Source organism: Sphaerisporangium perillae, from assembly GCF_023276435.1.
Taxonomy (GTDB): Bacteria; Actinomycetota; Actinomycetes; order Streptosporangiales; family Streptosporangiaceae; genus Sphaerisporangium; species Sphaerisporangium perillae.
The window spans coordinates 174791-194329 of the sequence record NZ_JALLPO010000007.1; the positions used below are offsets into that span (position 1 = coordinate 174791).

At 67.4% G+C, this 19539-nt stretch carries 19 protein-coding genes; 9 read left to right on the forward strand and 10 right to left on the reverse strand.

From position 1 onward, the window contains the following. Window positions 1–25: 25 nt before the first annotated feature. Window positions 26–430, forward strand: a complete 405-nt coding sequence (locus tag MYF83_RS09130) for a hypothetical protein (protein ID WP_248959787.1) — start codon at window positions 26–28, stop codon at window positions 428–430. A 30-nt stretch (window positions 431–460) separates the two neighbouring features. On the opposite strand, the gene MYF83_RS09135 is transcribed toward MYF83_RS09130, so the two are convergent. From MYF83_RS09135 to MYF83_RS09145, 3 genes are all read right to left on the reverse strand, one after another. Next, window positions 461–805 (reverse strand): Clp protease N-terminal domain-containing protein, encoded by a 345-nt coding sequence (locus MYF83_RS09135; protein WP_248959788.1) that lies wholly within the window; start codon window positions 803–805, stop codon window positions 461–463. Between the two features lie 2 nt (window positions 806–807). Continuing rightward, window positions 808–1038, reverse strand: a complete 231-nt coding sequence (locus MYF83_RS09140) for a hypothetical protein (protein WP_248959789.1) — start codon at window positions 1036–1038, stop codon at window positions 808–810. 90 nt (window positions 1039–1128) lie between these two features. Next, window positions 1129–2268 carry a serine hydrolase domain-containing protein gene (locus tag MYF83_RS09145; protein WP_248959790.1) on the reverse strand — a complete coding sequence of 380 codons (1140 nt, stop codon included), beginning with the start codon at window positions 2266–2268 and terminating at the stop codon, window positions 1129–1131. A gap of 192 nt (window positions 2269–2460) precedes the next feature. Here MYF83_RS09145 and MYF83_RS09150 point away from each other — a divergent pair, with 192 nt between their 5' ends. From MYF83_RS09150 to MYF83_RS09160, 3 genes are all read left to right on the forward strand, one after another. Beyond that, on the forward strand, window positions 2461–3075 hold the full coding sequence (locus MYF83_RS09150; RefSeq protein WP_248959791.1) for a QsdR family transcriptional regulator: 615 nt from the start codon (window positions 2461–2463) through the stop codon (window positions 3073–3075). Window positions 3076–3195: 120 nt separating this feature from the next. After that, window positions 3196–3717 (forward strand): GNAT family N-acetyltransferase, encoded by a 522-nt coding sequence (locus tag MYF83_RS09155; RefSeq protein ID WP_248959792.1) that lies wholly within the window; start codon window positions 3196–3198, stop codon window positions 3715–3717. A 94-nt stretch (window positions 3718–3811) separates the two neighbouring features. Continuing rightward, a complete protein-coding gene (locus MYF83_RS09160) occupies window positions 3812–4801 on the forward strand; it encodes a S66 family peptidase (RefSeq protein WP_248959793.1) in 990 nt (329 codons plus the stop codon). 408 nt (window positions 4802–5209) lie between these two features. Here MYF83_RS09160 and MYF83_RS09165 read toward each other — a convergent pair whose 3' ends face one another. The 6 genes from MYF83_RS09165 to MYF83_RS09190 all read right to left on the reverse strand — a co-directional run bounded on the left by MYF83_RS09165 (window position 5210) and on the right by MYF83_RS09190 (window position 11721). Continuing rightward, a complete protein-coding gene (locus MYF83_RS09165; protein WP_248959794.1) occupies window positions 5210–6181 on the reverse strand; it encodes an aldo/keto reductase in 972 nt (323 codons plus the stop codon). Window positions 6182–6296: 115 nt separating this feature from the next. Then, window positions 6297–7586, reverse strand: coding sequence for an MFS transporter (locus MYF83_RS09170; protein ID WP_248959795.1), 1290 nt, complete (start codon window positions 7584–7586; stop codon window positions 6297–6299). A gap of 91 nt (window positions 7587–7677) precedes the next feature. Further along, window positions 7678–9012: an ADP-ribosylglycohydrolase family protein gene (locus MYF83_RS09175; protein WP_248959796.1), complete on the reverse strand. Its 1335-nt coding sequence runs from the start codon at window positions 9010–9012 to the stop codon at window positions 7678–7680. A 92-nt stretch (window positions 9013–9104) separates the two neighbouring features. Next, window positions 9105–10277, reverse strand: a complete 1173-nt coding sequence (locus MYF83_RS09180) for a serine hydrolase domain-containing protein (RefSeq protein WP_308201423.1) — start codon at window positions 10275–10277, stop codon at window positions 9105–9107. 75 nt (window positions 10278–10352) lie between these two features. Next, window positions 10353–10640: a hypothetical protein gene (locus MYF83_RS09185; protein ID WP_248959798.1), complete on the reverse strand. Its 288-nt coding sequence runs from the start codon at window positions 10638–10640 to the stop codon at window positions 10353–10355. A gap of 373 nt (window positions 10641–11013) precedes the next feature. Continuing rightward, complete coding sequence (locus tag MYF83_RS09190; protein ID WP_248959799.1) at window positions 11014–11721, reverse strand: GntR family transcriptional regulator; 708 nt, start codon at window positions 11719–11721, stop codon at window positions 11014–11016. A gap of 158 nt (window positions 11722–11879) precedes the next feature. On the opposite strand from MYF83_RS09190, the gene MYF83_RS09195 reads away from it, so the two are divergent. Genes MYF83_RS09195 through hpaD form a run of 4 tightly spaced genes read left to right on the forward strand, consistent with a single transcriptional unit; the run spans window position 11880 to window position 16843 of the window. Further along, window positions 11880–13352 carry a fumarylacetoacetate hydrolase family protein gene (locus MYF83_RS09195; RefSeq protein ID WP_279339297.1) on the forward strand — a complete coding sequence of 491 codons (1473 nt, stop codon included), beginning with the start codon at window positions 11880–11882 and terminating at the stop codon, window positions 13350–13352. Window positions 13353–13374: 22 nt separating this feature from the next. After that, the gene (dapA, locus tag MYF83_RS09200) at window positions 13375–14307 is read left to right on the forward strand and encodes a 4-hydroxy-tetrahydrodipicolinate synthase (RefSeq protein WP_248959801.1); all 933 of its coding nucleotides are present in this window, start codon (window positions 13375–13377) and stop codon (window positions 14305–14307) included. Further along, window positions 14304–15821, forward strand: a complete 1518-nt coding sequence (gene hpaE / locus MYF83_RS09205) for a 5-carboxymethyl-2-hydroxymuconate semialdehyde dehydrogenase (RefSeq protein ID WP_248959802.1) — start codon at window positions 14304–14306, stop codon at window positions 15819–15821. Before dapA ends, hpaE begins: the two co-directional genes overlap by 4 nt. Next, entirely contained in the window at window positions 15818–16843 is a 1026-nt protein-coding gene (hpaD, locus tag MYF83_RS09210) for a 3,4-dihydroxyphenylacetate 2,3-dioxygenase (RefSeq protein ID WP_248959803.1), read from the forward strand. The genes hpaE and hpaD overlap by 4 nt, the downstream gene beginning before the upstream one ends. Window positions 16844–17111: 268 nt before the next feature. Here hpaD and MYF83_RS09215 read toward each other — a convergent pair whose 3' ends face one another. Beyond that, on the reverse strand, window positions 17112–18026 hold the full coding sequence (locus tag MYF83_RS09215; RefSeq protein WP_248959804.1) for a LysR family transcriptional regulator: 915 nt from the start codon (window positions 18024–18026) through the stop codon (window positions 17112–17114). 117 nt (window positions 18027–18143) lie between these two features. On the opposite strand from MYF83_RS09215, the gene MYF83_RS09220 reads away from it, so the two are divergent. Next, on the forward strand, window positions 18144–19538 hold the full coding sequence (locus MYF83_RS09220) for a YfcC family protein (RefSeq protein ID WP_248959805.1): 1395 nt from the start codon (window positions 18144–18146) through the stop codon (window positions 19536–19538). Window position 19539: the final 1 nt, after the last annotated feature.

A 19539-nucleotide genomic window follows, 5' to 3' on the forward strand; every position in this document is an offset into this window, starting at 1 on the left:
CCCTCCGGGATTCGCCGAGTACGAGATGTTCGACGATGAGGAGCCGATACGCCTCTGTCCTGCGCATGGACAGTGGATCACCGAACTCGGCCGGCTGTTCGACGTGGCGTGGGCGACCGGCTGGAACGAGGAGGCGAACCGTCTCCTCGCCCCTGTCCTGGAGATTCCGCCCATGCCGGTGCTGGCCATGCCCCGGGTGCCGTTCCAGCCCCGGGACAAGGTGCCGGTCATCGCGGCGTTCGCGGCCGAGCGGCCCGCTGTGTGGATCGACGACGCCCATACTCCTGAAGCGTTGGACTGGGCCGAAGACCGCCACGAACCGACTCTTTTGATCACGATCGACCCGGAGATCGGACTGGACCGGGCGTCCGTCGACGTAGCGTTGCGATGGGTCCAGGGGCTTGAACGCGCACCGCGCCCAGCTTGGTGACGGTGACCTTGTCGCCTGCCCGCTCGATGATCATTCCGATGAGGGCGTAGTGGCGAAGCCTCGTTCGAGCGCGAGTTCGGCCGATGCCCCCATCTGCGTCGGAAGGTTGCCGGTGCTGCTCGGCCGGGGGAGGTCGAAGGTGGCCAGGGACACTCCGGCCGCGCTCAGGCTGTGCTCGTACTCGCGATCGAGCGCGTCACGGAGCGCCGAGTGGTCGAGCCCGGCCGTGGTCAAGACCTGATGAGTGGTGCTTTCCTCTTCAGTGGCGATCGCGAGCAGGAGATGGTGTGCCTCGATCGTCGCCGATCCGTCGTGCTGCGCATCGTGCCGTCCCTGCTCGATGATCGTGTTGATGTACTCGTCGATGGCGGTCATGGTCAGCGCCTCCTCAGCGTGACGCCCGCGGCGATGAGCCGCTTGGCGTGCTTCTTGGGGACCGCTTGGCGCGTCACGCCGAGCGCCTCGGCGACCTGCGGCCAGCTCCAGCCTGCTCGCATCGCCTGCTCGACGGCGGCGTCCTCTATCTGGTCGGCCAGGCGTCTCAACGCCGCCACCGCCGCCAGCGCGTCGGCGGGCTCCTGGGGAACGGGATTCTCAACACCGGACATGTAAGCAACTGTGGTTGACTACTTCGAGATTAGTCAACCACAGTTGCTAAAGCGCCGCACGCCTCGGGCACGTCTCGGACTCGCGTTCCGTCAGGCGAGGCAGCTGTGTATCACCCGGACGTAGTCTTCCGAGCGGTCGGATCCGATGATGCCCGGGGCCATCTTGTTCATCACGTAGCTGATGGTGGTCCGGGTGTCGAGGTCCATCAGGATGAGCGAGCCACCCCAGCCGCCCCAGTAGCAGGCGCGCCCCTGAGGCACGTATGGCACCGTTTCCGTCTCCGGCAGCGCGTAGCCGATCCCGAAGCGCAGAGGCACGCCCAGGACGAGGTCGGGCCCGTGACTCTGCTCGTCGAAGATGACGTCGATCGTGTCCGGGGAAAGCAGGCGCACCCCGTCGACGGTGCCGCCCAGGGCGAGCGATTTGAGGATGCGAGCGACCGATCGGGCGTTGCCGTGGCCGTTGAGCGCGCCCATGTCGGCACGACGCCAGCCCGGTGTGTTCGCCGCCGCCGCGTCGGCCGGCGGCCCGGTGAAGGTCTTGTAGACGGGACTGTCCTGATCGAGAGCGTTCAGGTCGAACGGAAGCGGAGGCGGCGGGACGACCGGCGCGATCCGCTCCCAATCGGTTTCCACGGCGCCGATCTGGAAGTCGGCGGCGAGCGGACCCGCGATCTCCTCCGCGACGAATGTCTTGAGGTGTCGCCCGGTCACGCGGCGCACAAGCTCGCCGACGAGGTGGCCTTGGTTGCTAGCGTGGTACCCGGACGCGGTGCCGGGCTCCCACCACGGCTTCTGGGCGGCGAGCCTCTTGGTCGAGAAGTCCCAGTCGTACATGTCCGTGAGGGCGAACGGCGCTTCCCAGCCGGACACACCCGAGGTGTGGCTCAGGATGTGCCGTACCTCGATGTGCTCCTTGCCGTTCTCGGCGAACTCCGGCCAATACCGCGCGACGGGCGCGTAGGGATCGAGCCGTCCCCGGTCGACGAGCATCAGGGCCGCGAGACTGGTGACGGTCTTCGTGGTCGACCAGACATTGGCGATGGTGTTCTCGGCCCATGGTGAGCGGCGATCGGCGTCGCGCCACCCACCCCAGATGTCGACAACGGTGTCGCCGTCGATGTCCACGACGATGCTCGCGCCCAACTCGTTGCCGGACGCAAGTTGCTCGGCGAGGGCGTCCTTCACCGCCTCGAACCGTGCGTCGCAGCTCCCGGACACATCGACCATGACGTCATGCCCTTCTGTCGGCGGGGCTGGGCAGATCGCATCGTCGGCAGGGCGGGTATCCGCTCGGCTCCCACTGCAACGTTAGGCGAGGATGATGCGTTCTGCAACGTATCCTTAACCTCGTTGCATCTTGCCGTGACGGATCCCGGGGGTGCGAGGGTGGTACATGTGGCGGCGAGGGGAGCACATGCGGTGAGCGGGGAACGCCAGGTGACACCGTCCACGTCCACGGCGCTGCAGCGGGCACTGAGCGGGGGCGACGTGACCCGACGCCCCGCGGTACTCGACGCCTTCGCCGCCGCCCGCCGCCGCTTCGCGGCCGGGGAGCGCATTGACATGCAAGGTTTGGCCGACGAACTGGGCATCAACCGAGTCACCCTGTACCGATGGGTGGGCTCCCGCGAACAACTGATCACCGAAGTGCTCTGGTCGGCCACCCAGAAGAGCTTCAGCCGCTACCGCCGAGCCAAGCCCGAAGGACCACGCGCCGCCGCCGCCCTCACCGCTTTCGTCCGCGACGTGAACGATCACCCAGGCATGCGGCAACTGCTACGCGACGAGCCCGACTTCGCGCTGAGCCTGCTGACCAGCACCTCCGGTGAGTACCAGCGGCGCTACCTGCGACTGATCCGCGAGCTCATCGACGAAGACCGCGACGCAGGACTGATCTCGGCCGAAATCCCTCTCGACGACCTCGCCTACACGGCCGCCCGCATCACCGAGTCCTACATCCACACCCGCATGATCACCGGCGAGGAACCCGACGCCCGGCGCGCGGAAGCAGTACTTCGCGTCCTGCTGCGCTGAAGAGCGCGGTCCTGATGCCCAACTAGATCGCATCGCGTCAACAAGAACTCGCGCCGTGCCGGCCAACGGCGGAGCTAATCGAGTCGCACGTCTGCCCTGCGCTCTGATAGGGAATTCTGCATGGTTACTGGAGATCGCGTACGGCTGCGCGCCGTCGAACCGCCGGACGCCGAGACGCTGTGGCGCTGGCACGGCGACCCTGAGGTCATGCGGTGGATGGACGCCCCCTATCCGCCGTCGCTGGCTCAGACAAGGAAGCAACTTGAGGAGCGCCGCACCGACTCCTACGGCGACCTGAACCTGATGATCGACACACTCGACGGCCGGACGATCGGCATCGTCGCGCTGCGGGAGGCCGAACCCGAGACGGGTGACGCCAAGCTCGACATCTATCTCGGTGAGAAGGACACCTGGGGTCAGGGGTACGCCACCGACGCGATGCGGGTGATCTGCCGGTACGGCTTCGACAGGATGCGGCTGCACCGGATCTCCCTGACCACCATCGCCGAGAACACCGCGGCCCGCCGGGTCTACGAGAAGGTGGGATTCGTCGACGAGGGACGCATGCGCGAGGCGTTCCGGCGCGACGGAAAATGGCACGACAAGATCATCATGGGTCTGCTGGAAGGCGAGCTGCGCTGAACCGGGCCCACCGGCTGGAATGGACTCCCGCTCGTACTATGGCCGGCCACCGCGTCGCGATCGTAGATTCGGGCGGCGGCATTACGCTCAGGCAATGGATACGATCTTCCCGGCCAAGTTGAACCGAGGCGACACCGTACGCGTGGTGGCACCCGCCAGATCCCGCGCGATGGTGATGGAGCATGACCACACTGACATCATCGAAGGCCGATTCGCCGAACTCGGCCTGACTCTGTCCTATGGCGACCACGTTGATGAGCGGGACTCCTTCGACTCTTCCAGCATCGCCTCCCGAGTCGCCGATCTCCATGACGCTTTCGCGGACCCTTCGGTGTCGGCGATCCTGACGGTGATCGGCGGCTACAACTGCAACGAACTCCTGCCCTTTCTGGACTGGAGGCTCATTCGCGACAACCCAAAGATCTTGTGTGGCTACTCCGACATCACGGCCTTGCAGAATGCCATCCTCGCCCGAACCGGTCTGGTCACCTACTCGGGACCACACTGGTCGACGTTCGGGATGCGCGACCACTTTGAGCAGATCCTGCGTTGGTTCACCGCTGTGATGTTCGAGAGCGCCCCAGTCGCCCTTACCCCGTCGGCGACCTGGAGCGATGATCTTTGGTTCCTCGACCAGGACAAGCGCGATCTGATCCCCAACGAAGGATGGTGGGCGATCCGGCCCGGCACCGCCGAGGGACGAATCGTGGGCGGCAATCTATGCACGCTGAACCTGCTGCAAGGCACCCCTTACATGCCATCTCTCGACGGCGCGATACTGATCGTGGAAGACGACTTCGAATCGCACCCGGCGACCTTCGCGCGGGACCTGACGTCACTGCTTCAGCTTCCCGGCGCCTCCGACATCCGAGGATTGGCGATCGGCCGCTTCCAGGAGGCGAGCCACATGACCCGCCCGCTGCTGGAACAGATAATCGACACTCAGCCGTCTCTGGCCGGCACCCCGGTACTCGCCAACATCGACATCGGCCACACCTCCCCCTTGGCCACCTTCCCGATCGGCGGCCAAGCTCAACTCACCATCGCCGCCGACAAGACGAGCCTGACACTGCAGCACCACTGACGTTCCATGTATCGGTGTGATGGCTCGCTGTACCTGAGCCATCTACGAACTCGGCTCTTGTTTCTGGTGATCAGCTGGGAGTTGAGGCGGCCCCACCGGAGCAGGTTTTCCACGGGATGCGATCGCGCACGCGATGCTGCCGAGCATCATGCCGATGCCTGCCACGGCGAATCCAGCCATTTTGGCCAACGACCCGACGAGGGTTTCCCACCCAAGGAAATATCCGTAGTCGGAATCCCACCAGTCTTGGGGCGGCAACACCGCGCTTACGCTGACGGCGAGGGAGATGCTTCCGGAAACGAGAAACGTGATCGTATAGAGGCACGTTGTCATCAGCGTTGTCGTCAAACCCCAAAACGAACGCCCCGGGCACGATGTGCTCGGGGCGTTTTGGCAGGGATGAGCGGTCTACCAGGCGTAGTCCTCCGGGGCTGTCTGGTGGCCGGGGAAGATCTCGTCCAGGCGGGCCAGGACCTTATCGTCGAGATGGACGTTCAGCGAGTCCAGGGCACTCTCCAGGTGCGCCAGGGTGCGGGGCCCGATGATGGGAGCCGTGACCTGGGGCCGGGTGAGCAGCCAGCCCAGGGCGACCGAGGCAGGCTCTGCGCCGAGTTCCGCGCAGAACGCCTCGTAGGCCTCGATCTGCGGCCGCTTACTTTCCAGGAGTTCCCTGTTCTGGTCCTGAAACCGGCGCTGGCCTTCGCTTTCCTTCTTCAGCACGCCGCCGAGCAGGCCGACCTGCAGCGGCGACCATGTCATCACGCCGAGGCCATAGTCCTCCGCTGCCGGGAGGACCTCAAGCTCGATGGTGCGTTCAAGGAGGTTGTAGAGCGACTGCTCACTGACCAGGCCGAGGAAGTGACGGGCCTTCGCGGTCTCTTGTGCCTTGGCGATGTGCCATCCGGCGAAGTTGGAAGATCCCACATAGAGAATCTTTCCCTGTGCCCGCAGGGTCTCCATGCTCTCCCAGATCTCATCCCATGGGGCATCCCGGTCCACGTGATGCATCTGGTAAAGGTCGATGTAGTCGGTCTGCAGCCGGCGCAGCGAGGCCTCACACGCCCGCCGGATGCTGAGAGCCGACAGTCGCCCCTCATTCGGCCAGTCACCCATATCGTGGTACACCTTCGTCGCCAACACGGTCCGCTCCCGGCGACCACCGCCCTGGGCGAACCAGTTGCCGATGATCGTCTCAGTCACGCCCTTCCCCGCGGCCCCGCCGTAAACGTTGGCCGTGTCGAAGAAGTTGACGCCGAGCTCATGGGCCCGATCCATGATCGCAAACGAGTCGGCCTCGCTGGTGTACGGGCCGAAATTCACCGTCCCCAGGCACAGCCGGCTTACCTGCAAGCCGGTACGGCCTAGGCGTGTGTACTCCATGATTTCTCTCCTTTATGTGTGGGTGGGCCCGTATGTGTGGGTGGGCCTGCGCCCGGACCGGCGCGCCACGCTGGCACGCCGATCCGGGCGCGGTGGTTCGGACCACGTCATCCGCTCAGCTTGCCCCCTTGATGCGGTAGATGAAGACGGCACCGAGAACTGCGACCACCGCGCCGACGAGGTAGAGCAGGGAGTAGCCGCTGATCGCCGAGGTGCCCAGAGCGATGATTCCCGGCGCGATGGCGGGCGCGACGGACTGCGGGAGCGCGTTGGTGACCGCCCACACTCCGAGGTCTTTGCCGGTGTCGCTGCTCTGCGGGAGAAGTTCGGTGGCCAGCGCGAAGTCGACCGCGAAGAAGCCCCCGCCGCCGAAGCCGAGGATGGTGCTCGCGACGATGACCATCGAAGCGCTGGGAGCGAAGGCGATCATCGCGAGGGCCAGCGCCATGATGAGGGAGCCGGCGGCCGCGAACACCTTCCGGCGATGGAAGCGGTCGGACAGCGCGCCGATGAGAAAGCTGGAGGCGATCATGGCGATCGCGGAGCCGAGGTTGGCGAGCACGATCGTGCCGGTGAGCTCGCCGCCCTTCAGGCCGAGTCGGCTGCCGAGCAGGTAGACCAGGTAGACCTGGATCCCGCTGTAGCTGAACATGATCGCGAACCGGCCGATCCACAGCCAGCCGAAGTCGGGGTGCTTGCGCGGGTTGAACACGAAGGTGAGCGCGAATTCCTTCAGACTCAACCTCGCCGGGCGCTGGTCCAGTCTGCGGTCCCGCAGGGTCAGGGCGAAGAACGTCGCGAAGATGACCAGGATCAGGGCGGGGACGCCGAACCGGTAGGTGTAGCCGTCGAACGCGTTGACGACGACCGATCCGGTCAGCAGCGCCAGCGGCAGGCCGATCCCGATGAGCCCGGACACGAGTCCCCGCTGTCCGGGCGGGACCTGGTCCGCCACTGTCGCGTTGGCGGCCGACCACGCGGTGTTGAAGAAGATCTCGGTGAGGATCCAGCCCACTATCACCATCCACAGCGAGGTCGCCACGGCGATCAGCAGCAGGCTCAGCATGCCGCCGATCGCCCCCACGATGATCCAGGGCCGCCGCATGCCGAACCGGGAGGTGGTGCGGTCCGACAGGCGTCCCCCGAGCGGGGTGCAGATCATCGCGACGACGGCGCCGATCGCGGTGACCAGCCCGAAGGCACCCGCCGCGTGTTCGCTGCCGACCAGGGCTTGGACCTTCAGCGGCAGCGTGAGCATGACGGGCGTGAGGATCGCCATGCACCAGCCGAAGTAGTACAGGGCCATGCCGGGGGCGTAGAGCTTACCTGGACCCTCCAGCAAGCGGGCACTCGTGCTTCCCCCCGGGGTTCCGGCACCCTGACGGAGGGGGTTCTCAGTGGTCATATGGCGACCTCCTTGTCGTTCTACCCGGGTAGATCCCGGAGCCGCTTGAATCGCGGTGAATCAGGCTGGTTACGGATGGATCGGCCAGGTGCTAGGTCGTGTGAGCCTCGGCGATCGCGACCGTCCGCTCGGCGAGCGAGGAGATCGAGAGGTCCCAGAACCCGAAGACGCCGCTACGGCAGCGATCCTCGAGGGGGTCTACCAAAGACTCGGGAAGCCCGGAGGCGCCAAGGAACGCTCCAGCCCACGCCCCCGCGGTGGCGCCGATCGAGTCGGTGTCGAGCCCGGCCTGTACGGCCAGTCCGACTGTCTCGCCGAACCGCCCACCGCCCCAGAGAAGAGCCGCTGTGAGCGCGCCAGCGTTGTTGATCGTGTGTACCCAGCTCATCTCGCTGTGCCGCGCATGCAGCTTGTCCAGGCATTTCTCCCAGTCCATGCCTGCCCGGAAATCCCCCAGCACGGTCCCGATCTCGATTGCGAGCCGCGAGGACGCGGGCACGTGCCGGAGTGACTCCGCAACCGACTCCTCTGGTGTGGCGGCGGTGAACGCCGACGAGACCAGCGCCGCTGCCCACATCTCGCCGTAGATCCCGTTGGCCCGGTGGCTCAGCGAGGCGTCCTCATAGGACAGCAGCGCGGCCTGCCTGGGATGCCCGGGGGCGACGAAACCGAAGATGTCCGCGCGGATGAGCGCGCCGATCCACTCCCGGTACGGGTTGTGGTATTCCCCTGCCTCGGCGAGCGGCACCTCGCGGACGAGGTTCTGGTAGGTGGCCCGCTCGGCGGTGAAGACTTCGTACACGGGCAAGCGGGAGAGCCACTCGCCCGCCACGTCGCGTGCCGTGTACGCGCTGCCGTAGGTCTCGAGGAGGTGCAGGCCCAGCACCGTGTAGTCGATGTCGTCGTCCCGGGCCGATCCGTGGACACGCCCCGCCGTCACGCCCTCGAAGCCCCACCTGCCGAGCTGCTCGCGCTCGGCGATGTCGTCGAAGGGCACATAGCCCGTGAGTGGATAGGCCTTCTTGGCCAGCAGGTACGCGCGGATCGACTCCCGGGTGGGGCCGATCTCGAAGGGTTTCCCCATCATGTTGCCGATGATCCGGCCGCTCCAGGCGCCCAGGATCCGGTCGTGAAGGCGGTCGGCGGGTACCGTCCGCGGCCCCTGATCCTGCGGGAGCCCCGCCACGATCTCCTTGAGTGCCGAGGTCTCGGTGTACGGCCAGTCCGCGACCCGTGGCCGCGCGAGGATCTCCCGGTGAAGCTCCAGCAGCCCCATCTCGTCGTCAGGCGACAACGACTCCAGGCGTGGCCGCAGACCGGTCACGTCGTGGCCCGACTCGGCGGCCTGCTGCAGCTCGTTCCTGGCCAGAGCCCACGGTTCCTGTGTGAGGGCTGAGGACCTCTCGGCATCGGATATGTATTCCATACCGCTCCTCGTTGAGTTCACGGACGTCCGAGCCATTCCGGACGGCCCTGGTTCCATGTCGTTCCCGCCTACATATGCGGGGCGGAACCGGGCTAGAGCGCTGCGTAAAGCGCCGTCTCGTAGTCCAGGTAAAGCTGGAGCGCCTCCGGGGTGATGAAGGGCAGCGAGTTGCTGTAGATCGAGGCGCAGATTCCGCTGGCGCGGTCAATCCAGAAGTGCGTGTTGAACAGCCCGGCCCACGCACCGGTGCCGGCCCGGCGGCGCCCGGGCAGGTCGGCGGTGTTGAGCAGGAGCCCGTAGCCCCATTTGTAGCCGGGGCCGAGGTTGAGCGGGCCGCTGGAAGCCGGGTCGGCGGCCGGGATTTCGGCCGGGAAGTCGAGCTCGCCGATCTGGTTGCGGAACGCCTCGTCGACCGTCTTGCCGCTGAGGATCCGGGCGCCATTCAACTCGCCGCCGCGCAGCAGGGCCTGCTCGAACCTGGCGAAGTCGCGCGGCGTCGAGTACAGGCCGTGGCCGTCGACCCACCAGTCCGGGTCGGTGCGGTTGATGATGTCGCCGGCGTCGGACCAGTCGCCGCTGCCGTCCTTGACGTGCACGGCGGCGAAGGTGGCCATCTGGTCGGCTGTCAGCGCGACCGACGTGTTGTCCATGCCGAGCGGCCCGGTGACGCCTTCCTTGACCACAGCGTCGAGCCCCTTGCCGGTGACCGCCTCGACCACCCGTCCGAGCCAGTCGGTGTTGACGCCGTAGACGAACCTGCTGCCGGGGTCGGCGACCATCGGCACCTTGAACGCATCGAGCCGGCCGGGCACGACGTCGGGCCGGCCGGTGACCTTCTCATACGTGGCGATGTCCTCGTTCCAGAACCAGTAGGCGAGACCGGAGGTGTGGGTGACCAGGTGCCGGACAGTGGCCCGGCTTGCCGGCGCGCGCAGCCGCGGTGTGTCCCCGTCGAACCCCTCCAGCACCTTGACCTCGGCGAACTCGGGACAGTAGCTGTCGACCGTAGCGTCAAGGTCGAGGCTGCCCTGTTCCACCAGCTGCAACGCGGCCACGGTGACGATCATCTTGGTCATCGACATGAGGGCGAACTCGGTGCCGGCCGTGACCTCACCGTCTTGACCGGCCACGCGCGGCCCGAAGCCGGCCTCGTAAAAGACGCCATCGGCGTCCGCAGCGATCGCGGCTACGTGCGGTACCACGCCGGCATCCACAGCGCCCTTGAGCACCCGATCAATCGCTGCACGGTTTATGGACCGGTTCACCGGCCCACCTCCCTCGCATCATCGGCTAGGTATATCCAGGACGCGCCCCGCGCGTCGCACCGGCGGTCGGCCGGTTCAGACTCCCGGCAGGTGGGCGGCGACCACCGCGGAGCGGCTGGTGCACGAGCCTCCGCCGCTGCCGATCAGCGACCCGGGGCGGTTGGCCCGCAGGTGCTCGGCGACGACCGGGAAGTTGGTGATGGCCTTGGTCAGGAACAGAGCGTCCTCACCGGCGAGTGCGTCGCGCACGCAGGCGGTCAGGTACTGCGGCGTGATCACGCCGTTGTCCGGCCGCTCGCGGATGCCGGCTTCGGCCAGTGCTTCGAGGAATGCCGCGCTCGTGCTGTAGTAGCGGTCCCCCATGGGTCGGACCCCTCCGTTCCAGGTGTACGTGCCAGCGGCACCTGGCTAGCCGATGCCGCGGCTGCCCCGGGCCGGGGGCTGATGCACCGCAGCGAGCTGCGGCGGATCCGTTTTGAGCACCGTATATGATTTGGTATACATGTCAATACCTTGCCGTGTCCGCCTCAAGGCCTCGCCGCCGACGGCCAGGAAGACCCGGCGGGCCCGGCTCGCCACAACGGGAACGTGGCAAGCCTTGGGTCGTCGCGCTCGCATGCCCTGTGCGGGGACACCGAAGCCGGGCTTGTGAGGGGCGCGAATCTCGTGGCCGGGAACGTCCGCCACTACGCCTCACCGGCAAGGAGGCGGATGTCCTTGCATACGCCGGGTCACGCTATGGCTGGTGCCGGATGAACGCGTCGAGCGTGGCGAGCTTGTGGGCGCGCGCCGCCTGCTCGATCTTCTGCTCCGAAGCGCGGGACTCGATGAGGTCAAGGAGCTGGTCATGCTCGGCCACGGACGCGCGTGCCCGTCCGGGGACGAAGACGAACGAGGACCGGCGGATCAGCGCCATCTGGCTCCATTCCCGCTTCACCAGCCCGCACAGGCGCGGGTTGGGGCAGGCGCTGCACAGCAACCGGTGGAACTCCTCGTTGAGCTGCGTGAACGCGACGGGATCGAACGCCGCGATGCTGGCCCGCATCCGCTCGTTGACCTCGCGCGCCTCGCGCAGCGTCCGCGCCGCCAGGTGCGGCGCGGCAAGCGCGGTCGCGGCTGCCTCGACGATCGCCAGCACCTGCATGGTGTGCCAGTACTGGTCCGGGTCGATGCTGGCCACGCTGGCGCCGAGGTTGCGGGTGAAGACGACGTATCCCTCAGACTCCAAGCGGCGGATCGCCTCGCGCACCGGCACCGCGCTGACCGACAGCTCACGGGCGAGTTGGTCGAGGACGAGACGGAACCCGGGCCCGTAAGTGCCGTCCTCGATGCGGTCCTTGATGATCCGGTACGCCCGCTCGGCCTTCGACGAGGCGGCCGGGCTCGCTGCTTCGCCGGTCGTCGTGAGAGTGTCACGGGACCGGGCTGCCTGCTGTCGTGCCACACATCTATCGTATATGTTGCCGTTGACGTTACGACCCCGCTTCGGGTCCTGCCGAACCATCGCGCCGTCCCTCGGCTGAACGGCGGCTACCCCGGCGAGGGCGGGCCGGCCCGACACCGCATGTCACCCTTCCCGCCACAATGGTGCAGACATCGTATATGATGTCATCTATGACCATGCCTCTGCCCGCGGTGCCGAGCAAGATCATCGCAGTTCATCTCAACTACCGGTCCCGTGCCGAGCAGCGCGGGCGCGTGCCTAAGTTCCCGTCGTACTTCCTTAAGCCGCCGTCGTCGTTGGCGGGGCCCGGCGATCGAGTGGTCCGGCCGGCGGGGTGCGAGCTGCTGGCGTTCGAGGGAGAGATCGCCCTGGTGATCGGCGAGCGAACCCGGAGTGTCTCGCCGGAGCAGGGCTGGGCCCAGGTCCGCTGGGTGACGGCAGCCAACGATCTCGGCGTCTACGATCTGCGGTATGCCGACCGCGGCTCCAATCTGCGGTCCAAGGGGGCGGACGGCTTCACCCCGGTCGGTCCAGAACTGATCGATGCGCGTGACCTTGACCCGGCGGCGCTGCGGCTGCGCACCTGGGTGAACGGCGAGCTGGTCCAGCAGGATGACACCGCCAACCTGCTGTTCCCCTTCGGGCAGCTCGTGGCCGACCTGTCCCGGATGATGACGCTGTACCCCGGGGACCTCATCCTCACCGGAACGCCGGCGGGCTCGTCGGTGCTGCAGCCCGGCGACATCGTCGAGGTAGAGGTGGACGGCAGTGGCCGGTCGACCGGCCGGCTGCGCACCGCCGTGGCCGCCGCCGATGATGAGCTGCCTGGCTACGGCGCGATGCCGCGGGCTGACGAGCGGACCGTCGCCGAGGCGTACGGCCGGCCAACGACGCCCGCGGTCGGTCTGCTGACCGAGGAGCTGCGCAGCGTCGCGACCGCGACGCTGGCCAGCCAGCTCCGCTCCCGCGGCCTGCAGGGCACAGTGATCGACGGGGTGCACCCGGTGCGGCCAGGCGCGCGGCTCGCGGGGGTGGCCCGCACCCTGCGGTACGTCCCGCTGCGCGAGGACCTGTTCGCCGCCCACGGCACCGGGATGAACGCGCAGAAGCGCGCGATCGAGCAGATCGGCCCGGACGAGGTGCTGATCATGGAGGCGCGCGGCGCCCGCGACGCGGGCACGATCGGCGACATCTTGGCGCTGCGCGCTCAGGTCCGCGGCGCAGCCGGGATCGTCACCGACGGCGCTGCACGGGACAGCGCCGCCCTGCGGGAACTGGACATCCCCGTCTTCTGCGCGGCCAGCCACCCGGCCGTGCTCGGCCGACGGCACGTGCCATGGGAGATCGACGCGGTGGTCGCGTGCGGCGGCGCGACCGTGGTTCCAGGCGACCTGGTGATCGGCGACGACGATGGGGTGGTTGTGCTGCCGGCCGACATCGCCGCGGAGGTAGTCGCCGCGGCGGTGGAGCAGGAGCGCCAGGAAAGGTTCATCACCGAGCAGGTCAAGGCCGGCGAATCCATTGACGGACTGTACCCGCTCGGAGACCGGTGGCGGGCCGCGTACCAGCGCTGGCTCGCAGGTCAGGGAACGCAAGGAACGCGGACATCAGAAGGCAGCGGGAACCAGTGATCGGACGGAAGGAGCAGCACGGATGAGGTACCGATCGGATCCGGCCCAGATCAGGGGGTCAATCGCCCCTGTCATCACGCCGTTCACCGCTGACGGCGCGGTCGACCATGACTCGCTGCGCGGCCTTATCCGGTTTCAGCTGGAGTCTGGGTCGCACGGAATCTCTCTCGGCGGCTCCACCGGCGAACCCAGCGCGCAGTCGGCCGCCGAACGCATAGCCGCGATGCGCACAGTCGCCGCCGAGATCGCCGACCGGGTGCCGTTCCTGCCCGGCACCGGTTCGCACAAGCTGGACGAGACGCTGGAGATCACCGCTGCCGCGCGGGAACTAGGCGCGGACGCCGCGCTGGTGATCACCCCGTACTACGCGCGGCCGACGCAGGAGGCTCTGTACCGCTGGTACGCGACGGTCGCCAGGGAGTTCCCCGACCTGCCGATCGTCGCCTACAACGTCCCCTCGCGCACCGCCGTCGACCTTGACCCCCACACCGTCCAGCGGCTGTTCGCCGACTTCGACAACTTCGTGGGCGTCAAGGAGACCACCAGGGACTTCGAGCACTTCTCCCGCGTGCTGCACGCCTGCGGGCGCGACCTACTGGTGTGGTCCGGGATCGAGCTGCTGTGCCTGCCGCTGCTGGCGCTGGGCGGAGCCGGGTTCGTCTCCGCGGTGGCGAACCTCGCGCCTGCCGCGGTGGCCCGGATGTATGACTTGTGGCAAGCGGGCGAGTTCGACGCGGCCCGCGACATTCATTACGCGCTCCACCCACTGGTGGACCTGCTGTTCGTGGAGACCAACCCAGCGCCCGTCAAGTGGGTCCTCGCCCAGCAGGGCCGGATCTCGTCGCCTTACGTGAGACCGCCGCTCGTCGAGCCGACCCCGGCCGGGCTGGACCGCATCCGCCAGTTGCTCAGCCTGGGCGGCGAACTGACCGAGCAGATAGGAGCCGCTAAGTGAGCACGCCGGAAACCGCTGTCGCCTCGACTGCACCGGAGGGCCTGCCGGATCGCATCCCGCACTGGATCGGGGGAGAGTACGCCGACGCCTCCGACGGCCACACCTTCGACGTCGCGGACCCGGTCAGCAACATCCCTTACACGCGCGCCGCGCGTGGCAACGCGGCCGACATCGACCGTGCCGTCGCCGCGGCGGCCGCTGCCTTCCCTGCCTGGGCGGCGGTCGGCAACCGGGCCCGCGCCACCATCCTGAACCGCGTCGCCGACGCCATTGAGACGCGGCATGATCGCCTCGCCGCGTTCGAAACCTTCGACACTGGCCTCCCGATCACGCAGGCGCGCGGCCAGGCCCGCCGCGCGGCGGAGAACTTCCGCTACTTTGCCGATGTGATCGTCACGTTGGGCGAGGAGGCCTTCCGGCAGGGCAGTGAGCAGATCAGCTACGTTGTCCGCCAGCCCGTCGGGGTCGCCGGGCTCATCACCCCGTGGAACACTCCGTTCATGCTGGAAAGCTGGAAACTGGCTCCGGCCATAGCGGCCGGCTGCACCGTTGTCCTCAAGCCCGCGGAGTGGACGCCGCTATCAGCGTCGCTGTGGCCGGAGATCTTCACAGAAGCCGGGGTGCCCGCCGGAGTCGTCAACATCGTGCACGGGATCGGCGAGGAGGCCGGGCAGGCGCTGGTCGAGCACCCGAACGCGCCGCTGATCTCCTTCACCGGCTCCACCGAAACCGGCAGTCACATCATCCGTTCCTCCGCATCGAACCTGAAGATCACCTCGATGGAACTGGGAGGCAAGTCTCCCGTCGTCGTCTTCGCCGACGCCGACCTGGATGCGGCGCTGGACTCCGTCGTCTTCGGCGTCTTCTCTCTCAACGGCGAACGCTGCACCGCAGGCTCTCGCGTCCTGGTCGAGCGTCCCGTCTACGAGGAGTTCGCCGCCCGGCTGGCGCAGCGCGCTGCCGCTACCGTGGTCGGGCCGCCCGCCGACCCCGCTACCGAGGTCGGCGCGCTGGTCCATCCCGAGCACTACGCCCGCGTCCTGAACTACGTGGAGACCGGCCGCAAGGAGGCAACGCTGCTCGCCGGCGGGTGCGCACCTGCCCACCTGCCTGAGGGCAATTACCTGCAGCCCACGGTGTTCGCCGACGTGCCGCGCGACGCCCGCATCTTCCAGGAAGAGATCTTCGGCCCGGTCGTCGCGGTCGCCCCTTTCGACAGCGAGCAGGAAGCAGTGGAGCTCGCGAACGCTACCCGGTACGGCCTGGCAGCCTACATCTGGACCAGCAACCTGACCCGCGGCCACCGCATCGCGCACGCCGTCCAGTCGGGCATGGTCTGGATCAATTCCCACAACGTCCGTGACCTGCGCACCCCGTTCGGCGGCGTGAAAGCCTCAGGGATCGGCCGGGAGGGCGGTGCCCGCAGCATCGACTTCTACACCGAATCCAAGATCGTCCATCTTGCCCTCGGCCCGGTTCACACCCCGGCGTTCGGGAAGGACGGGCAGAAGTGAACCGCGCCGTCAGCCCCGAGCCGCCCGATGTCGTCCGGTCCGCCTACACCCAGCTAGTCGTCACCGACCTGGCGCGTGCCCGCGAGTTCTGGGTGGACCTGCTAGGCCTGCACGTTGAGCACGAGGATGCCGGAACCCTCTGCCTGCGCGGCCACGACGAGCTCACCCACCACAACCTGGTCCTGGTGCAGGGCCGAGAGGCGGCCCTGCACCATCTCGCCTACCGGGTGCGCACCCCGGCGGACGTTGACAAGGCGGAGGCGTACTTCAGGTTCCACGGCCGCCCGGTCCGGCGCGTCACGGCCGGTAAGGGCACCCCCGGCGTGGGTGACGCCGTGCGGGTGCTGGACCCGCTCGGCTTCCCCGTCGAGTTCTTCCACTCCATCGAGCGCGGCGAGCGGCTCATCCAGCGCTACGACCTGCACCGCGGCGCGCACATAACGCGGCTCGACCACTTCAACATCTGCACCCCCGACATCCCCGCTGCCTACGCCTACTACACCGCGCTCGGCTTCGGCTGTTCGGAGACCATCGAGGGCGACGAGCACGAGCTGTACGCGGCCTGGATGTACCGCAAGCAGACCGTCCACGACGTCGCCTTCACCAGCGGCGCCGGTCCCCGGCTACACCACCTCGGCATGGCGGCCCACGAATCCCACCAGGTGCTCCGCATCGCCGATGTCATCGGCTCGCTTAACCTCGAGCACCACATCGAGCGCGGTCCGGGCCGCCACGGCGTCTCCAACGCCTTCTACGTCTACCTCCGTGACCCCGACGGGCACCGCGTCGAGATCTACACCTCCGATTACTACACCGGCGACCCCGACCACCAGACCTACCGCTGGAACGTCCACGACGACCGGCGCCGCGACTTCTGGGGAAACGCCGTCATCGAGTCCTGGTACAAGGAAGCCACCCCTGTCCTCGACCTCGACGGGGCCGTGCAGCCCACCACCGATACCTTGCTCGATGAGTCGGACGTCACGGTGGTCCCCACGGTCGGCGCCGACGGCCTGGGCTGACGCGTGCGGGTCTAAGGTCGGGTGGCCCGGGGGAATCGCACCCCCGGGCCATGAACCAGGGTGCGACCTTGTGGAGCAGCCAGTTCTGCTTGATGCCGTTGCGCTGGACAGGTCCTGCAGGATCAGCAGGTGCCACTGCTCGTTGTCCTGATCGGATCTCGCTTCCACGATGCGCTCGAACACTCGCTTGGCCAGCGCGGAAACGGGGAACCGCGGAAGAAGGTCTGCCTTGGCCCTCCGACAGGCGTCGACTGGGCCAGGGCGATGTCTACCGCGTGTCGACCGCGTACTCGGAGAGGCAGCGGACCAGGGCACTGCGTGTCAGGCGAGTTCCGAGCACCGCAGTACCGGTGCCACCGGCAGCGGTACGCGTCGCGATGCCCATCGCCAATGGCGTCGGGCCGGCCTGGATCGACAGGAAGCGGATCCGCGGAAAGCGCTCCCGGACTGCGCCGGTCACGAGGAGGGCCGGAACGAGGGCGAGGCCGAGTCCGGCCTGCACCAGTCCGAGGATCGTCCCTGTACTTCCACTCTCGAACGCGATATGAGGGGCGGCCGGCCAGGACCGTAGGAAGGGGTCGAGATGATGTCGAACGCCGCCTGCCTTGGGAAGCAACAGCGGGAACCCGAACAGCTGCTCGACTTCGATGGAGGAAGCGAGGACCGCCGGCGACGTCGAGCCCACGGCGGCGAGGATCTCGCTGCGAAGCACGGGCTCGAAGGGCGTCCCCTCAGGCACCGCGGACTCCGCCATCACCGCGACGTCGACGATGCCGCGTGACATGAGGGCCAGCAGCTCACCGGAGCTCGCCTCGACCAGCTGGATCTCGGTGTGAGGGGTGACTGTACCTCTCTCGACGAGAAGCTCGGCGAAGAGCGAAGCGGCGATCATCGGCGTCGCACCGATCGCGACGACCCTGCGCCGACCGGCGCTTCGCGCAACGGCGACGGCGTCGGCATACATGGCCAACAGGCCACGGGCCTGGGGCAGGAACTCCCGGCCCGCCGCAGTCAGGGCCAACGGCGAGGACGACCTGTCGAACAGTTCGAGCCCCAGCTCGGTCTCGATGCGTTTCACCAGTTGACTCAGGGCCGGCTGCGAGACATGCAGCCTGCGCGCAGCGGCGCTGATCGTCCGTTCGTCCGACACGGTCACCAGCACCTCGAGATGCCGAAGATCCATTCCCGCTCCTCCCATTCAACCGATCGAATGGGACCTATTCAAGTATTGGACCTTCCCTATGTTCAAGGTCGTGGGGCACCGTTGACCGACCAGCCCACAGCTCACAACGAGGTCACCGTGACGGACACAGCCACCAAGCCACCAGGGATCGCACGACGACGCTGGGCCATGCCCAACCTCCTGACTCTCCTGCTCTGGATCCTGCTCGCGTGCGCCATCGCGACGTACATCGTCCCAGCAGGCGCGTTCGAGGTCGGCGAGCGGAACACGATCATCCCCGGGACGTACGGGTCTCTGCCGAAGTCCCCGGTCTCGCCCATCGCACTGCTCGCGTCACTGCACATCGGGCTCGTCGATTCCGCATCGATCATCTTCGGCGTGCTCGTCACGGGCGGTGCGCTCGCCGTGCTGGGCGCCACCGGTACGGTGTCCGGGGCCATCGGGAGGCTCGCCGCGCGCACCTCGCTCAACCGGTACGTGCTGGCCACCGCGGTGATGGTGTTCTTCGGTGTCACCGCGGCAACGGGCACGATCACCTCAGAGGTGGTGGCCTTCATCCCCGTGGGTCTGATGATCGCCCGGGCCCTCGGCCTCAAGCCCGTCACCGGCCTCATGATCGTGCTCTTGCCGAACACCGCGGGATACTCCGCCTCGTTCCTCAACCCTTCCTCGCTCGCCCTCGCTCAGCGGATCTCCGGCCTGCCCGTTTTCTCAGGCATCGGCTACCGAGTAGCGCTTTTCCTGGTGTTCCTCGCGGTCACCGTCATCTTCGTGCTGCTCGACATCCGCCGGACGTTGCGTACGGCCGACCCGAACAGTGATCGACAGGAACTGGTCGACGACGACGGCGACACGGAGCGGCCGGAGTTCGGACGGCGCCACAAGCTCGCGTTGGCCGCATTCGCCGCCGTCCTGGCCCTGTTCGTTGTCGGCACCGCCACGCTCTCGTGGGGCGTCGAGGAGATGGCCGGCTGCTTCTTCCTGATCGCACTGATCACGGCCGTGATCTTCCGGATGACTCCCTCGAAGACGTTCGAACACTTCGTCGACGGCATGAAGTCGCTCGTGTTCGTCACGCTGGTCATCGGGGTGGCTCGTGCGATCACAGTCGTCCTGCAGGAGGGCCGGATCCTCGACACCCTCGTCTACGCGTTGGGCAACCTCGTCTCGCCGCTGCCCGCCGGGGGCGGCGCGCTCGCATTGCTCGCGACCGGCGGCATCGTCAACTTCTTCGTGGGGTCCGGCACCGGTCAGGCCGCCTTGACCATTCCCATCATCGCTCCTCTGACCGACCTTATGGGGTTGTCCCGTCAGCTCGGGGTGCTCAGCTTCCAGCTCAGTGACGGCATCACCAACATGCTCTTCCCGACCTCGTCCGTCCTGATGGCGGGCCTCGCCCTGGCAGGAGTGTCCTTTGGCAGATGGGTCCGCGTCGTCGCCCCTTACCTCGCGGTCATGGCCATGCTCGCCGCAGCCGCGATGATCGTCGGCATCATGATTGGATACCGGTGAA

What these genes read in the sequence shown, in the direction of transcription:
- MYF83_RS09130 (WP_248959787.1), top strand. Translation starts at nt 26, where the DNA reads ATGTTCGACGATGAGGAGCCGATACGCCTCTGTCCTGCGCATGGACAG.
- MYF83_RS09135 (WP_248959788.1), bottom strand. Translation starts at nt 805, where the DNA reads ATGACCGCCATCGACGAGTACATCAACACGATCATCGAGCAGGGACGG.
- MYF83_RS09140 (WP_248959789.1), bottom strand. Translation starts at nt 1,038, where the DNA reads ATGTCCGGTGTTGAGAATCCCGTTCCCCAGGAGCCCGCCGACGCGCTG.
- MYF83_RS09145 (WP_248959790.1), bottom strand. Translation starts at nt 2,268, where the DNA reads ATGGTCGATGTGTCCGGGAGCTGCGACGCACGGTTCGAGGCGGTGAAG.
- MYF83_RS09155 (WP_248959792.1), top strand. Translation starts at nt 3,196, where the DNA reads ATGGTTACTGGAGATCGCGTACGGCTGCGCGCCGTCGAACCGCCGGAC.
- MYF83_RS09160 (WP_248959793.1), top strand. Translation starts at nt 3,812, where the DNA reads ATGGATACGATCTTCCCGGCCAAGTTGAACCGAGGCGACACCGTACGC.
- MYF83_RS09165 (WP_248959794.1), bottom strand. Translation starts at nt 6,181, where the DNA reads ATGGAGTACACACGCCTAGGCCGTACCGGCTTGCAGGTAAGCCGGCTG.
- MYF83_RS09170 (WP_248959795.1), bottom strand. Translation starts at nt 7,586, where the DNA reads ATGACCACTGAGAACCCCCTCCGTCAGGGTGCCGGAACCCCGGGGGGA.
- MYF83_RS09175 (WP_248959796.1), bottom strand. Translation starts at nt 9,012, where the DNA reads ATGGAATACATATCCGATGCCGAGAGGTCCTCAGCCCTCACACAGGAA.
- MYF83_RS09185 (WP_248959798.1), bottom strand. Translation starts at nt 10,640, where the DNA reads ATGGGGGACCGCTACTACAGCACGAGCGCGGCATTCCTCGAAGCACTG.
- MYF83_RS09195 (WP_279339297.1), top strand. Translation starts at nt 11,880, where the DNA reads ATGATGTCATCTATGACCATGCCTCTGCCCGCGGTGCCGAGCAAGATC.
- dapA (WP_248959801.1), top strand. Translation starts at nt 13,375, where the DNA reads ATGAGGTACCGATCGGATCCGGCCCAGATCAGGGGGTCAATCGCCCCT.
- MYF83_RS09215 (WP_248959804.1), bottom strand. Translation starts at nt 18,026, where the DNA reads ATGGATCTTCGGCATCTCGAGGTGCTGGTGACCGTGTCGGACGAACGG.